The 19,029-nt window shown below is 72.5% G+C and carries 14 protein-coding genes; 3 read left to right on the top strand and 11 right to left on the bottom strand.

Annotated elements, in window-relative coordinates:
• Positions 1-9: 9 nt before the first annotated feature.
• From aroF to FLV34_RS11375, 5 genes are all read right to left on the bottom strand, one after another.
• The gene (gene aroF / locus FLV34_RS11395) at positions 10-1,092 is read right to left on the bottom strand and encodes a 3-deoxy-7-phosphoheptulonate synthase (RefSeq protein WP_142649425.1); all 1,083 of its coding nucleotides are present in this window, start codon (positions 1,090-1,092) and stop codon (positions 10-12) included.
• A gap of 189 nt (positions 1,093-1,281) precedes the next feature.
• A complete protein-coding gene (locus FLV34_RS11390; RefSeq protein ID WP_142649426.1) occupies positions 1,282-2,973 on the bottom strand; it encodes a class I adenylate-forming enzyme family protein in 1,692 nt (563 codons plus the stop codon).
• Between the two features lie 5 nt (positions 2,974-2,978).
• Positions 2,979-4,070 carry a prephenate dehydrogenase/arogenate dehydrogenase family protein gene (locus FLV34_RS11385; RefSeq protein ID WP_147943039.1) on the bottom strand — a complete coding sequence of 364 codons (1,092 nt, stop codon included), beginning with the start codon at positions 4,068-4,070 and terminating at the stop codon, positions 2,979-2,981.
• Positions 4,071-4,072: 2 nt separating this feature from the next.
• The gene (pabB, locus tag FLV34_RS11380; protein WP_142649428.1) at positions 4,073-6,148 is read right to left on the bottom strand and encodes an aminodeoxychorismate synthase component I; all 2,076 of its coding nucleotides are present in this window, start codon (positions 6,146-6,148) and stop codon (positions 4,073-4,075) included.
• Between the two features lie 55 nt (positions 6,149-6,203).
• Entirely contained in the window at positions 6,204-6,512 is a 309-nt protein-coding gene (locus FLV34_RS11375) for a chorismate mutase family protein (RefSeq protein WP_142621117.1), read from the bottom strand.
• A gap of 350 nt (positions 6,513-6,862) precedes the next feature.
• On the opposite strand from FLV34_RS11375, the gene FLV34_RS11370 reads away from it, so the two are divergent.
• A complete protein-coding gene (locus tag FLV34_RS11370; RefSeq protein WP_222709472.1) occupies positions 6,863-8,143 on the top strand; it encodes an acetyl-CoA carboxylase biotin carboxylase subunit family protein in 1,281 nt (426 codons plus the stop codon).
• A 93-nt stretch (positions 8,144-8,236) separates the two neighbouring features.
• Here FLV34_RS11370 and FLV34_RS11365 read toward each other — a convergent pair whose 3' ends face one another.
• Both FLV34_RS11365 and FLV34_RS11360 read right to left on the bottom strand, forming a co-directional pair.
• Complete coding sequence (locus tag FLV34_RS11365; RefSeq protein WP_147943038.1) at positions 8,237-10,873, bottom strand: discoidin domain-containing protein; 2,637 nt, start codon at positions 10,871-10,873, stop codon at positions 8,237-8,239.
• Positions 10,874-11,312: 439 nt separating this feature from the next.
• Complete coding sequence (locus FLV34_RS11360) at positions 11,313-12,497, bottom strand: ROK family protein (protein WP_147943037.1); 1,185 nt, start codon at positions 12,495-12,497, stop codon at positions 11,313-11,315.
• A gap of 187 nt (positions 12,498-12,684) precedes the next feature.
• On the opposite strand from FLV34_RS11360, the gene FLV34_RS40360 reads away from it, so the two are divergent.
• Positions 12,685-12,837 (top strand): hypothetical protein, encoded by a 153-nt coding sequence (locus tag FLV34_RS40360; protein ID WP_187280607.1) that lies wholly within the window; start codon positions 12,685-12,687, stop codon positions 12,835-12,837.
• Positions 12,838-12,873: 36 nt separating this feature from the next.
• On the opposite strand, the gene FLV34_RS11355 is transcribed toward FLV34_RS40360, so the two are convergent.
• Positions 12,874-13,443 carry a TetR/AcrR family transcriptional regulator gene (locus FLV34_RS11355; protein WP_147943036.1) on the bottom strand — a complete coding sequence of 190 codons (570 nt, stop codon included), beginning with the start codon at positions 13,441-13,443 and terminating at the stop codon, positions 12,874-12,876.
• Positions 13,444-13,524: 81 nt separating this feature from the next.
• Between FLV34_RS11355 and FLV34_RS11350 the strand changes: the two genes are divergently transcribed.
• The gene (locus FLV34_RS11350) at positions 13,525-14,460 is read left to right on the top strand and encodes an NADP-dependent oxidoreductase (RefSeq protein WP_147943035.1); all 936 of its coding nucleotides are present in this window, start codon (positions 13,525-13,527) and stop codon (positions 14,458-14,460) included.
• Positions 14,461-14,469: 9 nt separating this feature from the next.
• Here FLV34_RS11350 and FLV34_RS11345 read toward each other — a convergent pair whose 3' ends face one another.
• From FLV34_RS11345 to FLV34_RS11335, 3 genes are read right to left on the bottom strand one after another with little or no spacing between them, the layout of a single operon-like run.
• On the bottom strand, positions 14,470-15,546 hold the full coding sequence (locus FLV34_RS11345; protein ID WP_261985735.1) for a nitronate monooxygenase: 1,077 nt from the start codon (positions 15,544-15,546) through the stop codon (positions 14,470-14,472).
• 9 nt (positions 15,547-15,555) lie between these two features.
• Complete coding sequence (gene pcaB, locus FLV34_RS11340; RefSeq protein ID WP_142649433.1) at positions 15,556-16,935, bottom strand: 3-carboxy-cis,cis-muconate cycloisomerase; 1,380 nt, start codon at positions 16,933-16,935, stop codon at positions 15,556-15,558.
• A complete protein-coding gene (locus FLV34_RS11335) occupies positions 16,935-18,953 on the bottom strand; it encodes an FAD/NAD(P)-binding domain-containing protein (protein ID WP_147943034.1) in 2,019 nt (672 codons plus the stop codon). The genes pcaB and FLV34_RS11335 overlap by 1 nt, the downstream gene beginning before the upstream one ends.
• Between the last annotated feature and the right edge of the window lie 76 nt (positions 18,954-19,029).

The following is a 19,029-nucleotide window of genomic DNA, read 5'->3' as shown; positions in this document are numbered from 1 at the left end:
CGTACGCGGCTAGACGACGTCGGAGGTGAGGGCGTCGTGGATCTCGGAGTAGTCGGCGGCCGGGGCCGGGGACAGCCGGCGGCCGACGCCGAGCGCGAGCATCTCCAGGCGGCCCATCAGCCGGGCGAAGTCCTCGGGGAGCAGCGCCTGCTTGCCGTCGCACAACGCCTGCTCGGGCTGAACGTGCACGTCGATCAGCAGGGCGTCCGCGCCCGCCGCGACGGCGGCCAGCGTGAGCGGCTCGATGAGGTCGGGGATGCCGAGGGAGTGGCTCGGGTCGACCATCACCGGCAGGTGGGTGCGCCGCTTGAGCAGCGCGACCGCCGACAGGTCGAGCGTGAAGCGGGTGGCCCCCTCGAACGTCCTGATCCCCCGCTCGCACAGCACGACCTGGTCGTTGCCCTCGGCGAGGAGATACTCGGCGGCGGTGAGCAGCTCGTCGACCGTGCAGCCGAAGCCGCGCTTGAGCACGGCCGGCATGCCGCTGCGGCCCACCTCGGTCAGCAGCTCGAAGTTCTGCATGTTGCGGGTGCCGATCTGGAAGCCGTCGACCACCTCGGCCATCCGCTCGACGTGCCGGGGATCGACCACCTCGGTGAGGATCGGCAGGCCGGTCTCCTCCCTGGCCCGCACCAGCAGGTCGAGGCCCGCCCACTTGAGGCCCTGGAAGGAGTAGGGCGTCGTGCGCGGCTTGAACGCGCCGCCGCGCAGGCCGACCGCGCCGTGCCGGGCGACGGCCCCGGCCGTGGACATCATCTGCCCGGGGTTCTCGACGGCGCAGGGCCCGGCGAAGACGGCGACGTCCCCGTCCCCGATCACCGCGGAGCCGATGGTCACGGCCGTGCCCGAGGGGAACAGCTCGCGCCGGCCGAGCCGGAAGCCGCCGCTCGCCCGCGTCGTCTGCCGGGGCCCGGGCAGGTCGGCCGGGAGGGGCAGCAGGGCGCCGGGCCCCTGGGCCACCATCACGTGCGCCCCGCCCAGCCGGTACGTCGTGGTCGTGGTGCCGGTGGAGTCGAAGTGCTGGGCCCACCCGGCGATGCCGGACGGATCGATCGTCGAGTCGAACACCAGCAACAGCTCGGCGTCGGTCATGGGAGTCCTCCACATCCGTGTGGTCGGGTCTTCGTGCTGTCGGGTCTGTGCGGGGTCGCGACGGGATGGTGTCCGCGTGTGCGCCGCCGGGCCGGTCCTGGGGGGGATGTCCGGCCCGGCGGCGCGGATCGGGTGCGGATCGCCGTTGATCCGCACGGGGATGGCGGGAATCGGGGGCGGCGGGCGGGATCAGACGAAGACGTCGTTGAGGATCGTGCCGAGCGTCTTGCCGCTGTTCTCACGGATGTAGGTGGACAGCGAGCTGTACTTCTCCCGCAGCCGGCGCTTGAGGACCTTGCCGGTGACGCCGACCGGGAAGTCCTCCTCGCTGCGCGCGACCTCCAGCATGGTCAGCTCGGGGTGACCGGCGGCCTTCAGCTTCTCGTTCGCCTCGTTGAGCAGCCGCTGCGCGTCCGGCCGCTCGGCGCTGGACGTCACGACCGCCACCGGGACCGTGCGGCCGCGGTGGATGCCCGCCACCACGGCGCAGTCGAGGACCTCGGGCAGCTCGTTGAGCAGCAGCTCCTCCATGAAGACCGAGTAGCCGGTGCCGGTCGGGGTCTCGATCGCGTCCACCGCCCGGTCGACCTGGAAGTAGTTGCCCGCCTCGTCGCGGTAGGCCATGTCGCCGGTCAGCCAGTAGCCCGACAGCTTGCTGCGGTAGGTCGTGTCGGAGTCGCTCCAGTATCCGGCGGTGATCGCCGGGCCCTTCGCGCCGAGCAGGCCGACCTCGTTGACGTCGGCGATCGTGCCGTCCCTGCGCAGCACCGCGACCTCGGCGACGCCGACCGGCTTGCCCACGCAGCGGTCGTTGCGCTCGTCGGCGAGCGTACGGACCTTCAGCAGCACGCCCCAGCCCAGCTCGGTGGTGCCGAGACGGTCGAAGAACGCGGCCGGCGGCAGCGAGGGGTCGCGCTTGGCCAGGATGCCCTTGATGTGCTTCTCGTGGACCGCGTCGCCGATGGAGATCCAGACGTTGACCGAGTCGATCGATCCGGCCGGCAGGTCCGCGGCGGCCAGCTCGGCGTACGCGTGGCCGAAGGCCATGACGGTCGTCGGGCGGTACTTCTCGACGGCCTTGGCCAGCTCGGGGCCGCTGGTGTCGAACCAGGGCACGATCGGCGTGCCGCCGAGCACGGCGTACGTCGTGTAGGCGATGCAGCCGAGGTGCGACTGCGGCAGCGCGGTCATCATGACGGCGCCCGGCTGCTCGTGGTGGTCCACGAGACGGAACCGCGGCCCGGCCACGCACGAGCGGTGGGTCTGGATGACCGGCTTGGGCCGCCCGGTGGTGCCGGAGGAGTGCAGGATCGAGACCGGGTCCTCGCCGACGTGGCGGAAGCGGGCCTCCTGCGGCAGCTTCGCCGCCGGGGGCGCGGGCAGCTCCTCGGCCACCTGCGTCCACCGCAGGCCGGGCAGCAGGTGGAACTCCTCACCGAGGATCTCCAGGTGGGCGAGGTCGGTGTACATGCCGACCGGGTTGGTCTGGCGGCACAGCTCGGTGGCGATGTAGCGCGAGGCCTTGCTGTTGACCAGCACCGCAACCGCGCCGATCTGGGCCAGCGCGTAGAAGTGCAGGGAGTAGGCGAAGGAGTCCTCCAGGTAGATGGCCACGCGGTCGCGGGGCCGCACGCCCTGGCGCAGGTACCACACCGACCAGCTCTGGGCCAGCTCGTCCAGCTCCAGCAGGCTCCACTCGGTCTGCTGCTCGCCCTTGGTGTTGGTCAGCGGCCTGCCCAGGTGGATGAACGGGAGCTCCGGGTGGGGGTTGGCCTCGATGGCCTTCGTCAGCAGGTTGCCGCCGCCGAGGTCGGGGTCCGCGGCGAGCCTGGCGCGCTGCTCCGTCGTGAGGACGGTCTCGTGGGAGATGGAGATGGTCATCGATCTCACCTTTCGGTAGTGACGGGAGATGAGGTGCTCGTGGTGGGGCCGGGCTGATAAGGGGGTTCGTAGGTGGGGAGTGCGCCGAACATCCCGGCGCACGTGTCGCGGTAGAAGCCGAGATCGGGGCCGAGGAGGTCGCGCAGCCCGCCCAGGGCCGCCGCGAACTCCGCCTCCCCGTCCGCGTGGCCGTCGAGGAGGCCGGCGAGGGTGCGTACGCCGTCGGCCAGCGCCGCGCGGGCGGCGGCGGCCTGCGGGTTGGCCGACTGGACGTCCCAGTAGACCTCCGGGGTGCCCGAGGCGATCCGGGCCAGCAGCGCGAGCATCGTGGCGTGGGGCGGCGGGGCGACGGCGGCCAGTTCGGCGACGCGGACGCCGAGGCCGGCCAGCGCCAGCCCGAACGACAGCACCGCCGCGTGGGTGAGCGCCTGTGTCGCCGCGGCCAGCCGGTCGTGCTCGTGCGCGCCGAGCCGTACGGCACGGCCGCCCCAGCTCTCGACCAGCCGCAGCAGCGCCCGGGTGCGCGGGCCGTCGTGGACCACGACGGCGGCGACCGGCCGCCCCGCGAAGCCGAGCGACGGGGCGAACATCGGGTTGAGACCGGCCGCCTCGACGTTCCCGGCGTGGGCCAGGATCTCGTCGGCGATCGGGCCCTTGACCGAGAGCGTGTCGGCGAGCAGCGCGCCCGGCCGCATCGCGGCGGCCACCTGCTTCACCGCCGCCAGCGCCACCTGCTCGGGCACCGCGAGCAGGACCAGGTCGGCCCGCCCGAGCTCCTCGGCGAGCTCGAGCCCGATGTCCGTGATGTCGCCCCGCAGGACCCTCGCCTCACCGGCCGGGGGAGCCCCTGCCGTGGATTCCTGCGAGGCGACGTTCACGGCCGGCGCGGACCGGGTGGCGCCTTCCCCGGTGGCGGCGCCGGGCGCGGGGTCGACGACGAGCACCTCGGCGCCGGACCGCAGCAGGTGCCCGGCGAACAGGCCGCCCACGGCGCCCGCGCCGCCGACGACGACGCAGCGCCGCAGCAGGTCCGTGTCTCCGTGGTCCGCCGTCCGGCGGTCCCCGTGATCCGTCGTCGTGTGGTCCCCGCGGGTCATCGTCAGGCCCCCACGGTCTGGGCCGCGGTCTCCAGCACCGCGGTGATCATGGCGCGGGACTTGACGACCGTCTCCTCGAACTCCTCCTCGGGGTCCGACAGCGCCACGATCGCGCCGCCGACCCCGAAGCTGACCCGGTCGCGGGTGGCGACGAGGGTGCGGATGATGATGCTGAGGTCGGTGGCCCCGCCGAGGGAGAACCAGCCGAGCGCGCCGGAGTAGGCGCCGCGCGGGCCCTCCTCCAGGCGGTCGATGATCTCCATCGTGCGGATCTTCGGGGCGCCGGTCATCGAACCGCCGGGGAAGGCGGCCCGCACACAGGTCACCACCGACTCCTCCGGCCGCAGCGTGCCGCGGATCGTGGAGACGAGCTGGTGCACCGGCGCGTACGTCTCGACGTGGAAGAGCCGGGGCACGTGCACCGACCCGACCTCGCAGACCGTGTTCAGGTCGTTGCGGATCAAGTCGACGATCATGAGGTTCTCGGCGCGGTCCTTCTCCCGGCTGAGCAGGTCGTGGCGGAGCGCCTCGTCCTCCTCGGGCGTCGCGCCGCGCGGCCGGGTGCCCTTGATCGGCTTGGACTCGGCGACCCGGTCGGGGCCGATCGTCATGAACCGCTCGGGCGAGGCGCTCAGCACCGCGACGTCGGGGAAGTCGAGCAGCGCGCCGTACGGCACCGGGCTGATCTTCCGCAGGTGGCTGTAGGTCCGCAGCGGGTCGATCTCGGCGCGGACGGTGACCGCGTTGGTGAGGCAGATCTCGTAGGACTCGCCGTGGTAGATCTCCTCCAGGCACTCGCCGATCCGGCTGAGGTAGCCCTGCTTGTCGTGCCGCATCTCCACCACGCCGGCGATCGCCGGGTCGGTCATGCCGATCCCCGCGAACGCGACCGGCTCGGGCGGCTCGTGCCGCGGCAGGGAGAACAGCCGCGCCGCGGTCTCGTCCAGCCAGGCGAGCGCGCCGCCGTCGGTGTCCCCCTCCTCGTTCGTCGTCAGCGCGAGCAGGTAGGAGACCTTCTCCACGGCGTCGAGCACGAGCATCCGGTCGGCGAACAGCAGCGCCGCGTCGGGCTCCTCGGCCTGGTGCGCGGCCTGGCCGCCCGCCTCGGCCTTGAGCTCGTAGCCCAGATAGCCGACGTAGCCGAGGTTGAAGTCGAACGGCAGGCCCTCCGGCGCCGGCACGGCGCGCTCACGCAGCTGCTCGTCCAGGTAGTCGAAGAACGGCTGCTCGATGCGCTGCCGCGACCCGTCGGCCCGGCTGACGGTGACCGTCCGCTCCGGCACCCGGTAGGTGACGTACTCGGCGAGCGGGCCGGAGCCGTCGCCCATGAACGAGAACCGCGACAGCCCCTCGATCACCGAGCTGCTGTCGAGCCAGAAGCCGTGCTCCTTGCCCGCGAACAGCTCCCGGTAGGCGCTCTCCGCGTCCGGCAGCAGCGGCAGCCTGCGCACGTGCACCCGGTACGGCGAGCGGGCGGCGGCGGCGCGCTCCTCCCTCGCCCGGCGGTGGGCCAGCGCGAGGTCGCGGAAGTTGGCCAGCAGCTCGCGGCCGTGCTCGCTGCTGATCGACTCGGGGTGGAACTGGACGCCCCAGATGGGCTCGGTGCGGTGCCGCACCCCCATGACCACGCCGTCGTCGGTCCAGGCCACGGCCTCCAGCTCGTCCGGCAGGTCGGTGGCGGCCAGCGAGTGGTAGCGCACGACCGAGAACGGCGAGGGCAGGCCGGCGAAGATGTCGGCCCCGGTGTGGCGCACCTGCGAGACGCGGCCGTGCATCGGCTGCGGCGCGTGGGTGACGGTGCCGCCGAACAGGTGGCAGATGCCCTGGTGGCCGAGGCAGACGCCGAGCACGGGCAGCCCGCTCTCACGGATGGCCCGCGCGCTCACACCGAAGTCGCGGGCCCGCTCGGGCCGGCCGGGACCCGGGGAGATCACGACGCTGTCGAACTCGTGGATCGGCACCTGGGACCAGTCGGCGTCGTTGCGCACCACGACCGGCGGCTGTCCGTTCACCTCACCCAGGAGCTGGTAGAGGTTGTAGGTGAACGAGTCGTAATTGTCGATCAGGATCGTTCTCATGCCGGGGTTCCTCCAAGCCGTGTCGAAATAGCCGGGTGAGTCGCCGGCGCCGCGCTCACCGAGCGGCGACATCGCCGATCACCAGGTCCTCGACCCTGCAGGTCTCCGCGATGACGAGGTCGTAGAGGCGGCGCAGGAAGTCGGGGTCGATTCCGTGGTCCTGCGCGTATCGGGCGGCCCGCCGCTGCACGATGCCGATGCGGTGGGGCTGCATCATCGGGACGTTGTGCTCGCGCTTGAAATGCGCGATTTCCACACAGCACTCGATACGCCTGCGCAGTGTGTCGAGCAGCGACTCGTCGATACGGTCGAGCGAGGCCCGCAGCGTCTCCAGACCGTCTTCTCCGGCGCCGTTGCCAGCCATTGAACAGCCCTCCAATCGGGGGTTCACGGATGTTCCGGCCCTATCGGAACGAATTCAGGATTCGGTCGGGCGCGCATTTCTCACAACCCCTAACGGCCCCACAGCGCGGCCGGACAATCCAGGACGACCTCGGACTTCTCGGAACCCCGAGGCAGGGCGGGCGTGAGGCGGCCGGCGACCCCGGTCCACCCCTATCGGGAAACCGGTCATCCCGAATGATCGGGAAATTTCATTGACCGTCCGAAAATGGCGGAACTAATGTCCGTTCGCGAAGTGCCTGTGAGCACGTGCGAGAAACGGCGGTGGCGAAAGTGAAACCTCGAGCATTCGTACTTACCGGATCATTCCTGGTGATCTGCCGGGCCCCTCTTTATCTGCGCGAACTGTCCCGCCGGGGGCTCAAGATCCTGGTGGTCACGCCGGCCTCCTGGCGGGAGAAGGCCCTGGCCCAGATGCGCGACCCCGCGCACCCGGCCTCGGTCATCGAGGAGATCGCCTTCACCGACGGCGACGTCAACACCGACAACTCGTTCACGGCCGGCGTGATCTCCGGCGTACGGGCATGGCGGGACCGCTACGACATCACCCGCGTCTACGCGGTCGGCGAGACCCTGGTCGAGCCGACCGGCCTGGTCGCCGACGCTCTCGGGCTGCCCTCTCCCGGCCTGCGGGCCACCCGCGCCTGCCGCAGCAAGTATCTGCAGCGGTGGTATCTGCCGGAGTTCAGCCCGGCCTCGGTGGTCGTCCCCGCGGCCGGGCGCGCCGCGTTCACCGGCGAGGGCGTGTCGTTCCCCGCCGTGGTCAAGCCCGCGAGCCGGCACTCCAGCTCGGGTGTGGAGACCGTGCACAACGCCGCCGAGCTGCGCGCCCAGCTCGACGCGTATCTGCCGCACGAGACGGTGCTGGTGGAGGAGAAGGTGACCGGCCAGGAGTTCTCCGTGGAGAGCCTGGTGCAGGACGGCCGGGTCCTGTTCGCCTCGGTGACCCGCAAGGAGACGACCGAGTCGGGCGCCCGCACCTTCGTCGAGCTGTCCCACTCGGTGCCGAACGAGCTGGACGGCGTGAACCAGATCATCCTCGACGCCAACCGGCGCATGCTCGAACGGCTGGCCTTCGCCGACGGCATCGCGCACGCCGAATGGCGGGTGGACGGCGAGGGCCGCCCCTATCTGATGGAGGTGGCCGCGCGCACTCCCGGCGACGGCCTGTCGATCCTCTACTCGCTCGCGACCGGCGCCCCGATGGAGCCGGAGATCATCCGCATCGCCCTCGGCGAGCCCGCGGCCTATCCCGCGCCGCGCCGGTACGCCCGCCAGGTCTACCTGGAGCACGAGCCCGGGCGGCTCGGCGACGTCACGGTGGACTGGCCGGGCGTCTCACCGGCCTGGGTCGGCGAGGGCGGCCTGTGGCCCGAGGTCGAGCCGGGCGCCCCGGACGACCCGCCCACGCTGCGCGCCGTGCTCGTGCTCAAGGACCGCGGCGCCGAGCTCGGGCCGCTGCACAGCTCCGACGACCGCGCGGTGACGTTCCTCATCGACGCCGCCACCCCGGCCGAGCTGGACGAGCTGGAGATACGCGTGCGGGACGCCGTACGGATCCACCTGCTGGAGACCGCCGGCGTCCGGATGTAGTCGTGGACGCGCGGAGCGCGGCGGGAGGCGATGCGCCTCCCGCCGCGCCCGGCTTTTCAGGTCGCCTACATCAAGGGTCGCCTACACCAGGGGTCAGGGGTAGCTGACCACGTTGACCGGGACGGTGGCCGTGCCCTGGGCCGCGCCGCCCGTGTTGTTGATGACGTGGGCGATCGTTCCGACGCCGCCCAGCGACACCGTGAGCAGGTCATGGAACTTCACACCCGTCTTGTCGGGCACCTCGAAGCCGCGATCGGCGACGATCGAGGGGTCGGTGCTGAAGTTGCAGTAGCTGCCCATGCCCCAGGCCTCGTGCGTGTTCACGTTGTCGGCCACCTTGTAGGCGGCGTAGCCCCGGGTCGAGCCGTTCATCCAGGACGCCTGGTTCGGCGGGTCGTAGGGCAGCTCGTTCTGGAAGAAGATCGTCCTGCCGCCCTCGCCGTTCCAGATCACCTCGTACTTCTTGTAGTGCTCGACGAACAGGCCGTACGCGATGACGTTGTCGCCGTTGACGATCACGCCGGTGTCCGCCGGGTTGGTGTTCCAGCCCACGCCCGCGCCGTGGTCGGCCCGCCACGCCCAGATGTGGTCGATGATCGTGTTGTCGCTGTTCACGACCAGGCTCGTCGTGGCCGAGCCGGGTCCCGCGCCGCCGATCCGGAAGAACACGTCCTGCACCGAGATCGGGTTGGCGGCGTGGCTCCCCGAGGCGCCGTCGGGGCCGATCCGCAGCAGCACCGGCGAGTTGACCGTGCCGGCGTCGAAGAGCAGACCGGCGATCTTCACGCCGTCGACGTCCGCGACATTCATCGCGACGACCCCGTTGTCCGGGATCAGGGTGGCGTAGCCGAGCCCGAGCACCACCGTGTTCGCCCTGGTCACGTTGAGCGTCTGGTTGAGGTGATAGACGCCAGGCGTGAACAGCAGGTTGAGGCCCTGGCTCAGCGCCTGGTTGAGGGTGGCGGCGCTGTCGGACGGCTTGGCGACGTAGAACTGCGTCAGCGGGATCGACGAGCCCGGGGTCGGGCCGTTCGCCCAGGTCACGCCGCTCGAGTTCGTCCGCGGCGACGGGACGAACACGCGGTAGGCGCCGCCCGAGTCCACGTACAGGTACGGCTTCTCCCGGGTGACGGGGCTGGTCGCCAGCGTCGTGTAGGGCGGGTTGGGGAAGCTCTGCGCCGGAGCGCCGACGACGCCGGAGAACACCATGTTCCACACCGCGTTGGTCCAGCCGCCGATGGTGCTGTCGCGGGTGAACCACTGCTGCTGGGAGTACGGGCCGACCGTGCCGTCGATCTTGCTGTCGGCGATGTAGCCGCCGCTGGCCCAGCCGTACCCGTTGGGGGCGAGGTTCAGCCCGCCGCGCACGTGGATCCGCCGGAACGGCGCGGCCTGGGCCACGGCCCAGCGGTCGGTGCCGTTGACCGGCACGACGGCCAGGTTCTCCGCCGACCGCCAGAAGTTCTGGGTGGCGTTGCCGTTGAACCATCCGGCGTCGACGGTGATGTCACCGTTGATCGTCACGTCGTCGGGCGACTGGCCGAGGCCGGAGATCGAGGTGTAGAAGCCGATCTGGGCGTTGAGGCCGCTGTAGGTGCCCGGCTTGAACAGCAGCGCGTAGCGCTCGCTGCCGAACTGGTTCGACTCCTGCTGACTGAAGATCGTGTCGAGCGTGTTCTGGATGCTCGCGCTCGACATCGACGGGTCGAAGATCTTCACGTTCGGCCCGAGGTCGCCGCCACCCGGCAGGCCGGGACCGCCGTCGTCACCGCCGCCGGTGGTGTTGACGGCGAACTCCCAGAGCGAGTAGCCGTACGCCGTGGCCCTGGTCAGGCCGTACATCCGGACGTAGCGGCCGGTCGCCGACACGTCGAGCGACTGCGTCCCGGCGACGCCGTTGACCGTGGCGGTCGCGTCCGACCAGGTGGACCCGTCGGCCGAGACCTGGATCTTGAACGTCTGGGCGCGTGCGGTCTCCCAGTTGAGCACGACCCGGCAGATCTGCTGCGAACTGCCGAGATCCACCTGGATCCACTGCGGATCACTGAACGCGCTCGACCACCGGGTGCCGGCATCGCCGTCGAACGCCGCCGACGCCGGGGACGCGGCGTTCTCGGTCGAGGAGGCCGACGCGGTCTTGCCCTGCGCGACGTTGGTGGTGCCGCAGGTGGTCCCACCGCCACCCGTCTCCGTGTTGACGGCGAACTCCCAGAGCGAGTAGCCGTACGCCGTGGCGCGGGTGAGCCCGTACATCCGGACGTAGCGGCCGGTCGCCGACACGTCGAGCGACTGCGTCCCGGCGACGCCGTTGACCGTGGCGGTCGCGTCCGACCAAGTGGACCCGTCGGCCGAGACCTGGATCTTGAACGTCTGGGCGCGTGCGGTCTCCCAGTTGAGCACGACCCGGCAGATCTGCTGCGAACTGCCGAGATCCACCTGGATCCACTGCGGATCACTGAACGCGCTCGACCACCGGGTGCCGGCATCGCCGTCGAACGCCGCCGACGCCGGCGTCCCGGCGTTCTCGGTCGAGGAGGCCGACGCGGTCTTGCCCTGCGCGACGTTGGTGGTGCCGCAGGCCGCCGCCGCGGCGGTGTAGGTGGCGGGGACGACGCCGGTCACGGCCGCGAAGGTCGCCAGCGCCACGAGCCCGGCCGCGACCAGGCCGGAGCGCCCGCGCCGCCTGCGCGGCCGTCCGTGCGCGGGGTGAGGCGGGGAGGATGGAGGCATGTACGTCTCCTCGGTGCGGAGCCCCTCGGGCGAGGGTGCGGGGGATGAGAGAGGTCCAGCGGCATGAGCGTGCGCCCCCTGATCGCTTATGTCAAGGCTTAGTTCACGACCAGAATTATCGGTTGACTCCGGCGCCCCGGCGGATGTTAGTCTCCGGGAGAGCGCTCTCCAACGTCACGAGTCCGACCGATTCCCCGCCCGTTAACACTGCCGGATCACCCGCGGCCGCCGCTCCCCTTCCCCTCGCGCGGCGCCCGCCTCCGGGGCACTTCGGCGCGCGGCTCGGTCCCGGCATGCACAAGGAGGTCCCGTAAGGCGTGCCTCATCCCCCCGCCACGCGCGGGGTTTCCTACGTCGCCCGGCCGCGTGCGGGGTCGCATGAAGCCCGGCCAGCGCCCGGCCGCGTGCAGGGCCCTTCCGTGAAGCCCGGGCCGTGTCGTCAGCCGGCGGCGGTGATCCGCGCGACCTGCGGCGCGTTCAGGAACTCCTCCAGCACGAGCGTGGCGGCCCCGAGCGCGACCGCGTCGGGGCCGAGGCGGCCCAGCACGATCGACGTCGCGGCGTACGGCTCGGCCAGCGAGTTGGCGGCGGTGGCGCGGCGAATGTCGGGCAGCAGGCTCTCGCCGAGCTGGACCCCCACCCAGCCGCCTATCACGATCTTCTCGGGGTTGATCAGGTTGACCAGGTTGGCCAGGCCCACGCCCAGATAGGTGACGGTCTCCTCGACCACCGAAGAATTCGAGGCCAGTACGCCCGCGAGGTCCTCCTCCCAGTCGCCCCGCGAGGTGACTCCCGCCCGGTCGAGGATGGCCTCGATCCCGATGTACGCCTCCAGGCAGCCGCGGCCGCCGCAGCGGCAGGGCCGCCCGTTCGCCACGATCTTGGTGTGGCCCCACTCCCCGGCGCTGCTGCTGACCCCGCGGAACGTGGTGCCGTCGGCCACGATGGTCGCGCCCACCCCCACGCCGAGCAGCACGATGACCGCCTCCGAGGCGCCCCGGCCCGAGCCGAACCACAGCTCGGCCTGGCCCATCGTCTTGGCGCCGTTGTCCACGTACAGCGGGAGCGAGGTCCCCCGGCGCAGGAGCGCTCCAAGCGGCACGCCGTCCCAGCCGAAGGTCTTGGCGTGGATGACGCCGTCGGCGCCCGGCTCGACTATGCCGGGAACCCCCACGCCGATGCCGAGCACCTGCTCCGGGGACACCCCGGCGTCCGACAGCACGACGTCGACCCCGGCGAGGATGTGCCGGGCGATCAGCTCGGGATCGTGGCGGGCCGGCCGCAGCATGTAGTCCACCTTGGCCCGCTCGGTCATCTCCAGGTCGAACAGCCCGACCCGGACGTGCGTCTCCGCCACGTCGACGCCGACCGCGAAGCCGTACTCGGGGTTGACCCGCAGCAGCACGCGGGGCCGGCCGCCGTCCGACTCCACCTGGCCCGCCTCGATGACGATGTTCTCGCCCAGCAGGTCGGCGGTCATCGTGCTGACCGTGGCGGCGCTCAGCCCGGTGCGGGCGGTGAGGTCGTTTCTGCTGGTCGGGCCGGAGAAGTAGAGCGTGCGCAGCAACACGGCCCGGTTGCCCCTGCGGGTATCCCGAACCGTCCTGCGCTGAGGCCTCGCCATGACCACCCTCCCCGTCGCGACACGGTCATCTTAGTTCAGAGGCGAAAACAAGCACCTCCGCCCTTGTCCGACCTCTTCACCGTGCCATCTCCGGATTACCCGTCCATTACGACGCGGTGTCGTCCCCACCCTTCTTCCAGACCGTGAACTGACACCGCATGCGCCTCTCCGCGGCTACTCCGCTCCGGTGATCGGCTCCCACCCCGTCGCGGACGGCCGCATGGTCGAGGCGTTTCTGGCGAGCAGCGCCGGGACCTCGGACTCGGCGTTCGAGACCGACGTCACGGCAGCGCGAGAACGCCTCCGCGACGAGATGCGGAGCACGCGGCCCGACGCCTGACGGCGGCCACCGGGCGGCGTCAGCAGGAAGACGCGGTCAGCACAGGGTGCCGGCGGCGCGGAGCTCGATGATCGTCTGGCGGGCGAGCTCGCCGAAGTCGTCGCCGCCGGTCGTGGCGCTCCAGCGCTCGTAGGCGATTTTCATGGCCAGCGCGCCCAGTTGCGCGGCCACGGACGCGGTCAGGCCCGGCACTCCGCGCCGCGTGAGCGCGTCGGCCATCGACGCGGTGAGGCCGAGGCCCTTCAGCGCCTCGCGTTCCTGCAGTTCAGGGTGGGCGGCGATCACCGCCAGCCTGCGGGCGGCGAATTCGCGGCGGTCGGGGGTGAAGACCTCCTTCCCGACCACGTCGAGAGCGTGCGCCACCGCCTCCAACGGCGTGGCGGTCGCGGGCGCCTCGGCGATGCCCTTGGCGAGCAGGCCGCTCATCGTGTCTCCGCCGAAGAGCACTTCCCGCTTGTCCGGGAAGTGGCGGAAGAAGGTGCTCTTCGTCAGCCCGGCACGCTCCGCGATCTCGATGACGGTCGTGTTCTCGTAGCCCCGCTCCTCGAAGAGTTCGAGGGCGGCGAGGATCAGTCGTTCCGACGCGTTGGGCTGCCAGCGGGCCATGAGGCAAGTGTACGGGACTTGGTCCCATCACTCATGTATGGTGATGGGACCAAGTCCCATCAGTGCTGTCCGGAGGTCCCCATGAGCCGAGCCGTCGTTTACGAGACGTTCGGAGGTCCCGAGGTGCTGGAGCTGCGCGACGTCCCGGAGCCGCACGCCGGTCCGGGCGAGGTACGCGTCCGCGTGACGGCCGCCGGCCTGAACCCGATGGACTGGATCATCACCTCGACCCCCGAGGCGGCCAAGATGTTCGGTCTCACCCTGCCGTCCGGCTTCGGCTACGACTTCGCGGGCGTCGTCGACGAGGCCGGCGAAGGGGCCTGCGAAGGGGCCGGCGGTTTCGCCGTGGGCGACCGTGTCTACGGAGGCGCGATGGCGAGGGCCGCCGCCGACTTCCTGGTGATGAAGGCTCCGGCGCCCGGCGCGTTGTTCCATACGCCGGACGGCATCGGCGACGAGGTGGCGGCCACGCTCCCGGTGGCCGGTCTGACCGCCGTCGCCGCTCTGGACGCGATCGGCCTGCGATCCGGCGACACCCTCCTGGTCGGCGGCGCGGCCGGCGGCGTCGGCGTGTTCGCCGTACAGCTCGCGCGGCTCGCCGGCGCAAGGGTGATCGGGACCGCCGCGGAGGGCACGTTCGACTTCCTGCGATCACTGGGCGCGGAGCCCGTGACCTACGGACCGGGGCTCGCGGACCGGGTGCGGGCGCTGGCTCCCGGTGGTGTGACCGCCGCGACGGACCTGTTCGGCACCGAGACGGCCGAGGCGGCGCTCGCGCTCGGCGTGTCACGCGAGCGGATCTCCACGATCGCCGCGGGCCCGAACCCTCCCGGCGGCGTACGCGCGACCGGGGGCGAGCAGGCCACCCCTGCCGACCTGGAGCGGATCACCGACGCGATCCTCGCCGGCGCGATCACCGTGCCCATCGCCGCGACCTTCCCGATCGAGCGGATCCGCGACGCCGTGACGCTGCAGGCCGGACGCCACGTCCACGGCAAGATCGTGATCACGCTGTGACTCCGGCCGTCAGGCGCGGGCGGTCGCGAGTTCCTTCATGAGGGTGTCCACGAGGGCGGCGGCGGGGAGGTCGCGGCAGCGGCGGTAACCGTGGCCGCACCACAGCGCCATCGCCTCGGGGTCGCCGTGCTCGGCCGCCGCCCGGCGCAGGCCCTTCGTCAGGTGGTGCACCTGGGGGTAGTACGGGGGCGCCGACGCCTCGTGCTCGGCCATGAACCGGTTGGCCAGGCCGCGTGCCGTGCGTCCGGAAAATGCCCGGGTGAACGCGGTGCGGGTGAAGCGGGGGTCGGCGAGGGCGGCCCTGTGCACGGGATGCGTCCCGCTCTCCGGGGTGCGCAGGAACGCCGTGCCCAGTTGCGCGGCGACCGCGCCCGCGGCGAGGGCGGCGGCGACGTCCGCGCCGTCCATGATCCCCCCGGCCGCGACGAGCGGCACATCGGTCGTCTCACGCACGAGCCGCACGAGTTCCGGCAGGTCGTCGGGTGCCGTCCAGGAGTTCGGCCAGTCCGGCGGCGGGGTCAGGAAGGCCGCCTGGTGCCCGCCCGCTCCCGGGCCCTGCACCACCACCGCGTCGGCGCCGGCCTCGGCCGCCGCGACCGCCTCCCACGGGGTGTTGACCATGACCATGATCACGGCTCCGGTGTCGTGGAGACGGGCCGTCACCTCGGGCGGCGGGCAGCCGAAGGTGAAGGAGGCCACCGGCACGCGTTCGTCCACCAGCACGTCGATCTTGGCGTCCCACGCGTCGTCGTCCCAGGCGGGGGCCTCCGGCAGCGTCACGCCGTACCGCTCGGCCTCGGGGGCGAGCTCCTCGCGATAGCGGGCCACCGCCGCGTCGTCACCCGGCTCCCGCCGCGCCGCGAAGTCGGGGACGAAGACGTTCACCCCGAACGGCCGGTCCGTCCGCTCGCGCACCGCCGCGATGTCCCGGCGCACGTCCTCCGCCGTACGGTAACCCGCGGCGAGGAACCCGAGGCCGCCCGCCCCGGACACCGCCGCCACCAGAGCCGGGGTGGACGGGCCGCCCGCCATGGGCGCCTGGATGATCGGGCTCGACGGCCCGAAGGGAAGGGCGCGACCGGTCACGGTGCCTCCTCACTCGTCTGGACAGCAGCCTAGAACGCGGTCGACGAGCGCTCCGGCGGCCCCCGTGTAGTCGGCGGGGTCGAACAACCGGGCCAGGTCGAGCCCTTCGGGCACGGGCAGGAGCTCCTCCAGCACCTCGGCCACCGGACGCCCGGACGCGGCGGCCTCCGCGGACGCCTCCCCGAGCAGCCGCTTGGCGGCGACCTTCCCCAGCACCGGCGCGAGCACGGCCGCCGCCCGTTCGGTGACGGTCAGGCTGCCGGTGAGCGCGAGGTTGGCCCGCATGCGCTCGGGGAACGCGACCAGTCCCTCGGCCAGCTCGGCCGTCACGGCGGCGGCCCCGCCGACCAGGCGCAGGCACTCGCGCAGCGGCTGCCACTCGGCGTGCCAGGCGCCGGCGGGCCGTTCGTCCTCGGCGAGCAGGCACTGGTGGAGGCTCGCGGCGAGCGCGGGCACCTGGATCGCCGCCGACCGCACGAGGGTGGCGAGGACCGGGTTGCGCTTGTGGGGCATCGCCGACGACACGCCCCGGCCGGGGGCGGCAGGCTCCACGACCTCGGCCACCTCGGTGCGCGACAGCGACTGCACGTCAACCGCGATCTTCCCGAGCACCCCGGCGGCGAGGGCCAGCGCCCCGGCGAGGTCGGCGATCGGAATGCGCAGGACATGCCAGGGGACCACCGGCTCGGCCAGCCCCACCTCGGCCGCGAACGCCGCGATCAGCCGGTCCGGGTACGACTCCGGGCCGGGCACCCCCGCGATCCGCGCGTACTCCACGTAGCCCGCCAGCGTGCCGGCCGCGCCGCCGAGCTCGGCGGGCAGCTCCGCGCGCACCCGGCGCAGCCGGGCCGCGGCCTCGCGTACGGCGTGCAGCCACCCGGCCGCCTTCAGGCCGAAGGTTGTGGGCACCGCCTGCTGGGTCAGCGTGCGGCCCGGCATGAGCGTGTCGCGGTGCCGCGCCGCGAGCCCGGCGAGCGCGGTCGCGGCACGATCGAGGTCGGCGGTGATCAGATCGAGGGTCCGCGCGGCCACCAGCATGGCGGCCGTGTCCATGATGTCCTGGCTCGTCGAGCCGCGGTGCACATATTCGGCCGCGGCCGGATCCACCACCGCCACGGCCGCCGTCAGGTCCTCGACCAGCGCCACGACCGGGTTGGCCGCCTCGCGGGCGCGCAGGGCCAGGGCCGCGAGGTCGAGGCCGCCCGCCTCCGCCACCTTGCCGATGGTCTCCGCGGCCTCCATGGGGACGACCCCGAGCCGGGCCTGCGCGCGGACCAGGGCGGCCTCCGCGTCGAGCATCGCGCGCAGCCACGCGCCGTCGCCGGTCGCCCGCTCCGCCGCCGAACCCACCCGCACCGGGGCCAGCAGGCCCATATCCAGCTCGTTCATCACACACCCGCCCGGGTCGCGGCGCACGCGGAGGCGGCGAGAGCCGTACGGGGTCCGGGGGCCACGCGTGCGACGCGGCGGCGGTCCGGCAGGGCACGCGCGGGCGTCAGCGCGAGCACGCTGCGGGCGATGGCGTCGGAGTCGCCGAGGATCACGGAGTTCACCCCCGGCCGCACGCCCGCGGCCGTCACCCAGTGGACCGACTCGGTGGGCACGCCGTACGCGAACCGCCGCGGGTGGGCCCGCCCGTCCGCGTCGAGCAGCCGGTAGGGCCGGCGGGTCCCCGCGAGGCCGCCCGTCTCGTAGCCGGTGTCGCCGCGCCGCCCGCCGATCACGTACGCCCGGCACTGGCCGGTCCGCAGCAGGTGACGCAGCAGGGGGTCGGCCGTGCGCCGCAGGTCGATCTCGGGCAGCCGCGCCTCGACGAGCACCCTGGCCCGTACGGCGGAGCCCGGCACGGCGGCCGACTCGGCCTCGAAGACGCCGTCGCGGGCGTGCACCCGCATGCCGGGACCGATGACGGTGAGCACACCGGCCTCGATGAGCGCGATCATCTGCTCCACCCGCTCGGCCGGCGGCCCGATGGACAGGAACGCGTTGAGCGGCGTGTACCACCGGTCGAGGTCGTCGCGGTGGGAGCGCCCGGTGAGCCCGCCGTGGTCGACCACCTGCCTGACCTCGTTGCGCAGGTCGCGCAGCACGTCGAGGGCGGCCTTCAGCGGCCCGCTCACGTTGCCCGCGCGGGCCTGGGTCAGGTCGGTGCGCAGATAGGCGGTCAGCCACTCGCGCCAGTCGTCGGGCCCGGTGAAGCCGATGCCCCGGTAGGGCTCGGCGACGCGCTCCCAGTCCCACCGGACCGCCTCGCCGATGCCGAAGGCGTCGAGCGCCTTGGCCTCCCCGGGGTCGCCCCAGGAGAAGGCGAGGTAGGCGGCGCGGAAGCGATCGGCCACACACTCGCACTCCCGCCGCGCCAGCAGCGTGGCGTAGTAGACGGTCTCGACCTCCTTGGCGATCAGCGGCCACAGGTCGGCGCGGAAGTCGAGCCCGCCGCGGGCGGCCGAGCGCGCGGCCAGCGACGCGATCCTGCCCGGCGTGAGCAGCAGCGGCTCGTGCCTGCCCTCGACGCCCTTCTCGTTCTCGCCCCGCGACTGATACGGAATGCCGCGGCGCGATCCGGCGTACAGGCGGGGCTCCTGGCCGGAGGGCCGATAGACGAGGCGGCCCTCCTCACCCCGCTCGAACCGGCCGCCGCGCCCGATCGTCAGCAGCGCCATGTGGTCGAAGAAGTTGAGCCCGAGGCCGCGCAGCAGCACCGCCTCCCCGGGACGTACGTCGCCGAGGTCGACATCGGCGGGGTTTGCGGGCGGCACGTGGACCAGGTCGTGGGCGGCGGCGTACGCGGCGGCCTCCCGCTCGGCGTCCGTGGGCTCGACCGGCAGGTGCCCCTGCGCCAGGACCACCGCGTCGAGCGAGCCGAGCACGGTGCCGTCCTCCAGCACCACCCGCTGCGCGCCGGTGCCGGGCACGTCGTCGAGCGCGGTCGCCCGGGTGGCGTGCACCCGCACCTCCACCTGCCGGGGCGCCCGCGCGACCACCCGCTCGAACACCCAGCGCAGGTAGCGGCCGTAGAAGGCGCGGGTGGGGTAGGTGTCGGGCCCGAGCCGCCGCGCCTCGGCGAGCACGTGCTCCTCGACGCCGTCCGGGAAGAGCACCAGGTGGCGCGCCCACTCGTACAGGCTCGGGCCGGTCTCCAGCGGCCCCCGTATGTCGACGCTGGGGTCGGTGAAGAGCGTGACCTGCGAGGCGACGGTGTTCATCAGTAGCTGCCCCGGCTGGTCGGTGCGCCACACCTGGCCTGCCCCCGGCGGGTACGGATCGACGACGTGCACCAGGAGGCGTGCCCGCGGCGGCAGCCGGCGCGCGTTGGCGCACAGCCGCTCGATCACCGACATGCCGCGCGGCCCCGCTCCGATCACGCACACCTCGAACGGCCGGGTCGATCGTGTCGTCGTGTTCATCCGCTCCTCCGGTTCCCCTCAGTTCCGATCAGGTCGTGAGACGAGGATGCGGTAGCGAAGCCTTCGTGAGGTATGT

It is taken from the genome of Microbispora sp. CSR-4 (assembly GCF_008033685.1).
Lineage (GTDB): Bacteria > Actinomycetota > Actinomycetes > Streptosporangiales > Streptosporangiaceae > Microbispora.
Note: the sequence above shows the minus strand (reverse complement) of the source record. Positions and strands in the feature narration are given on the sequence as shown.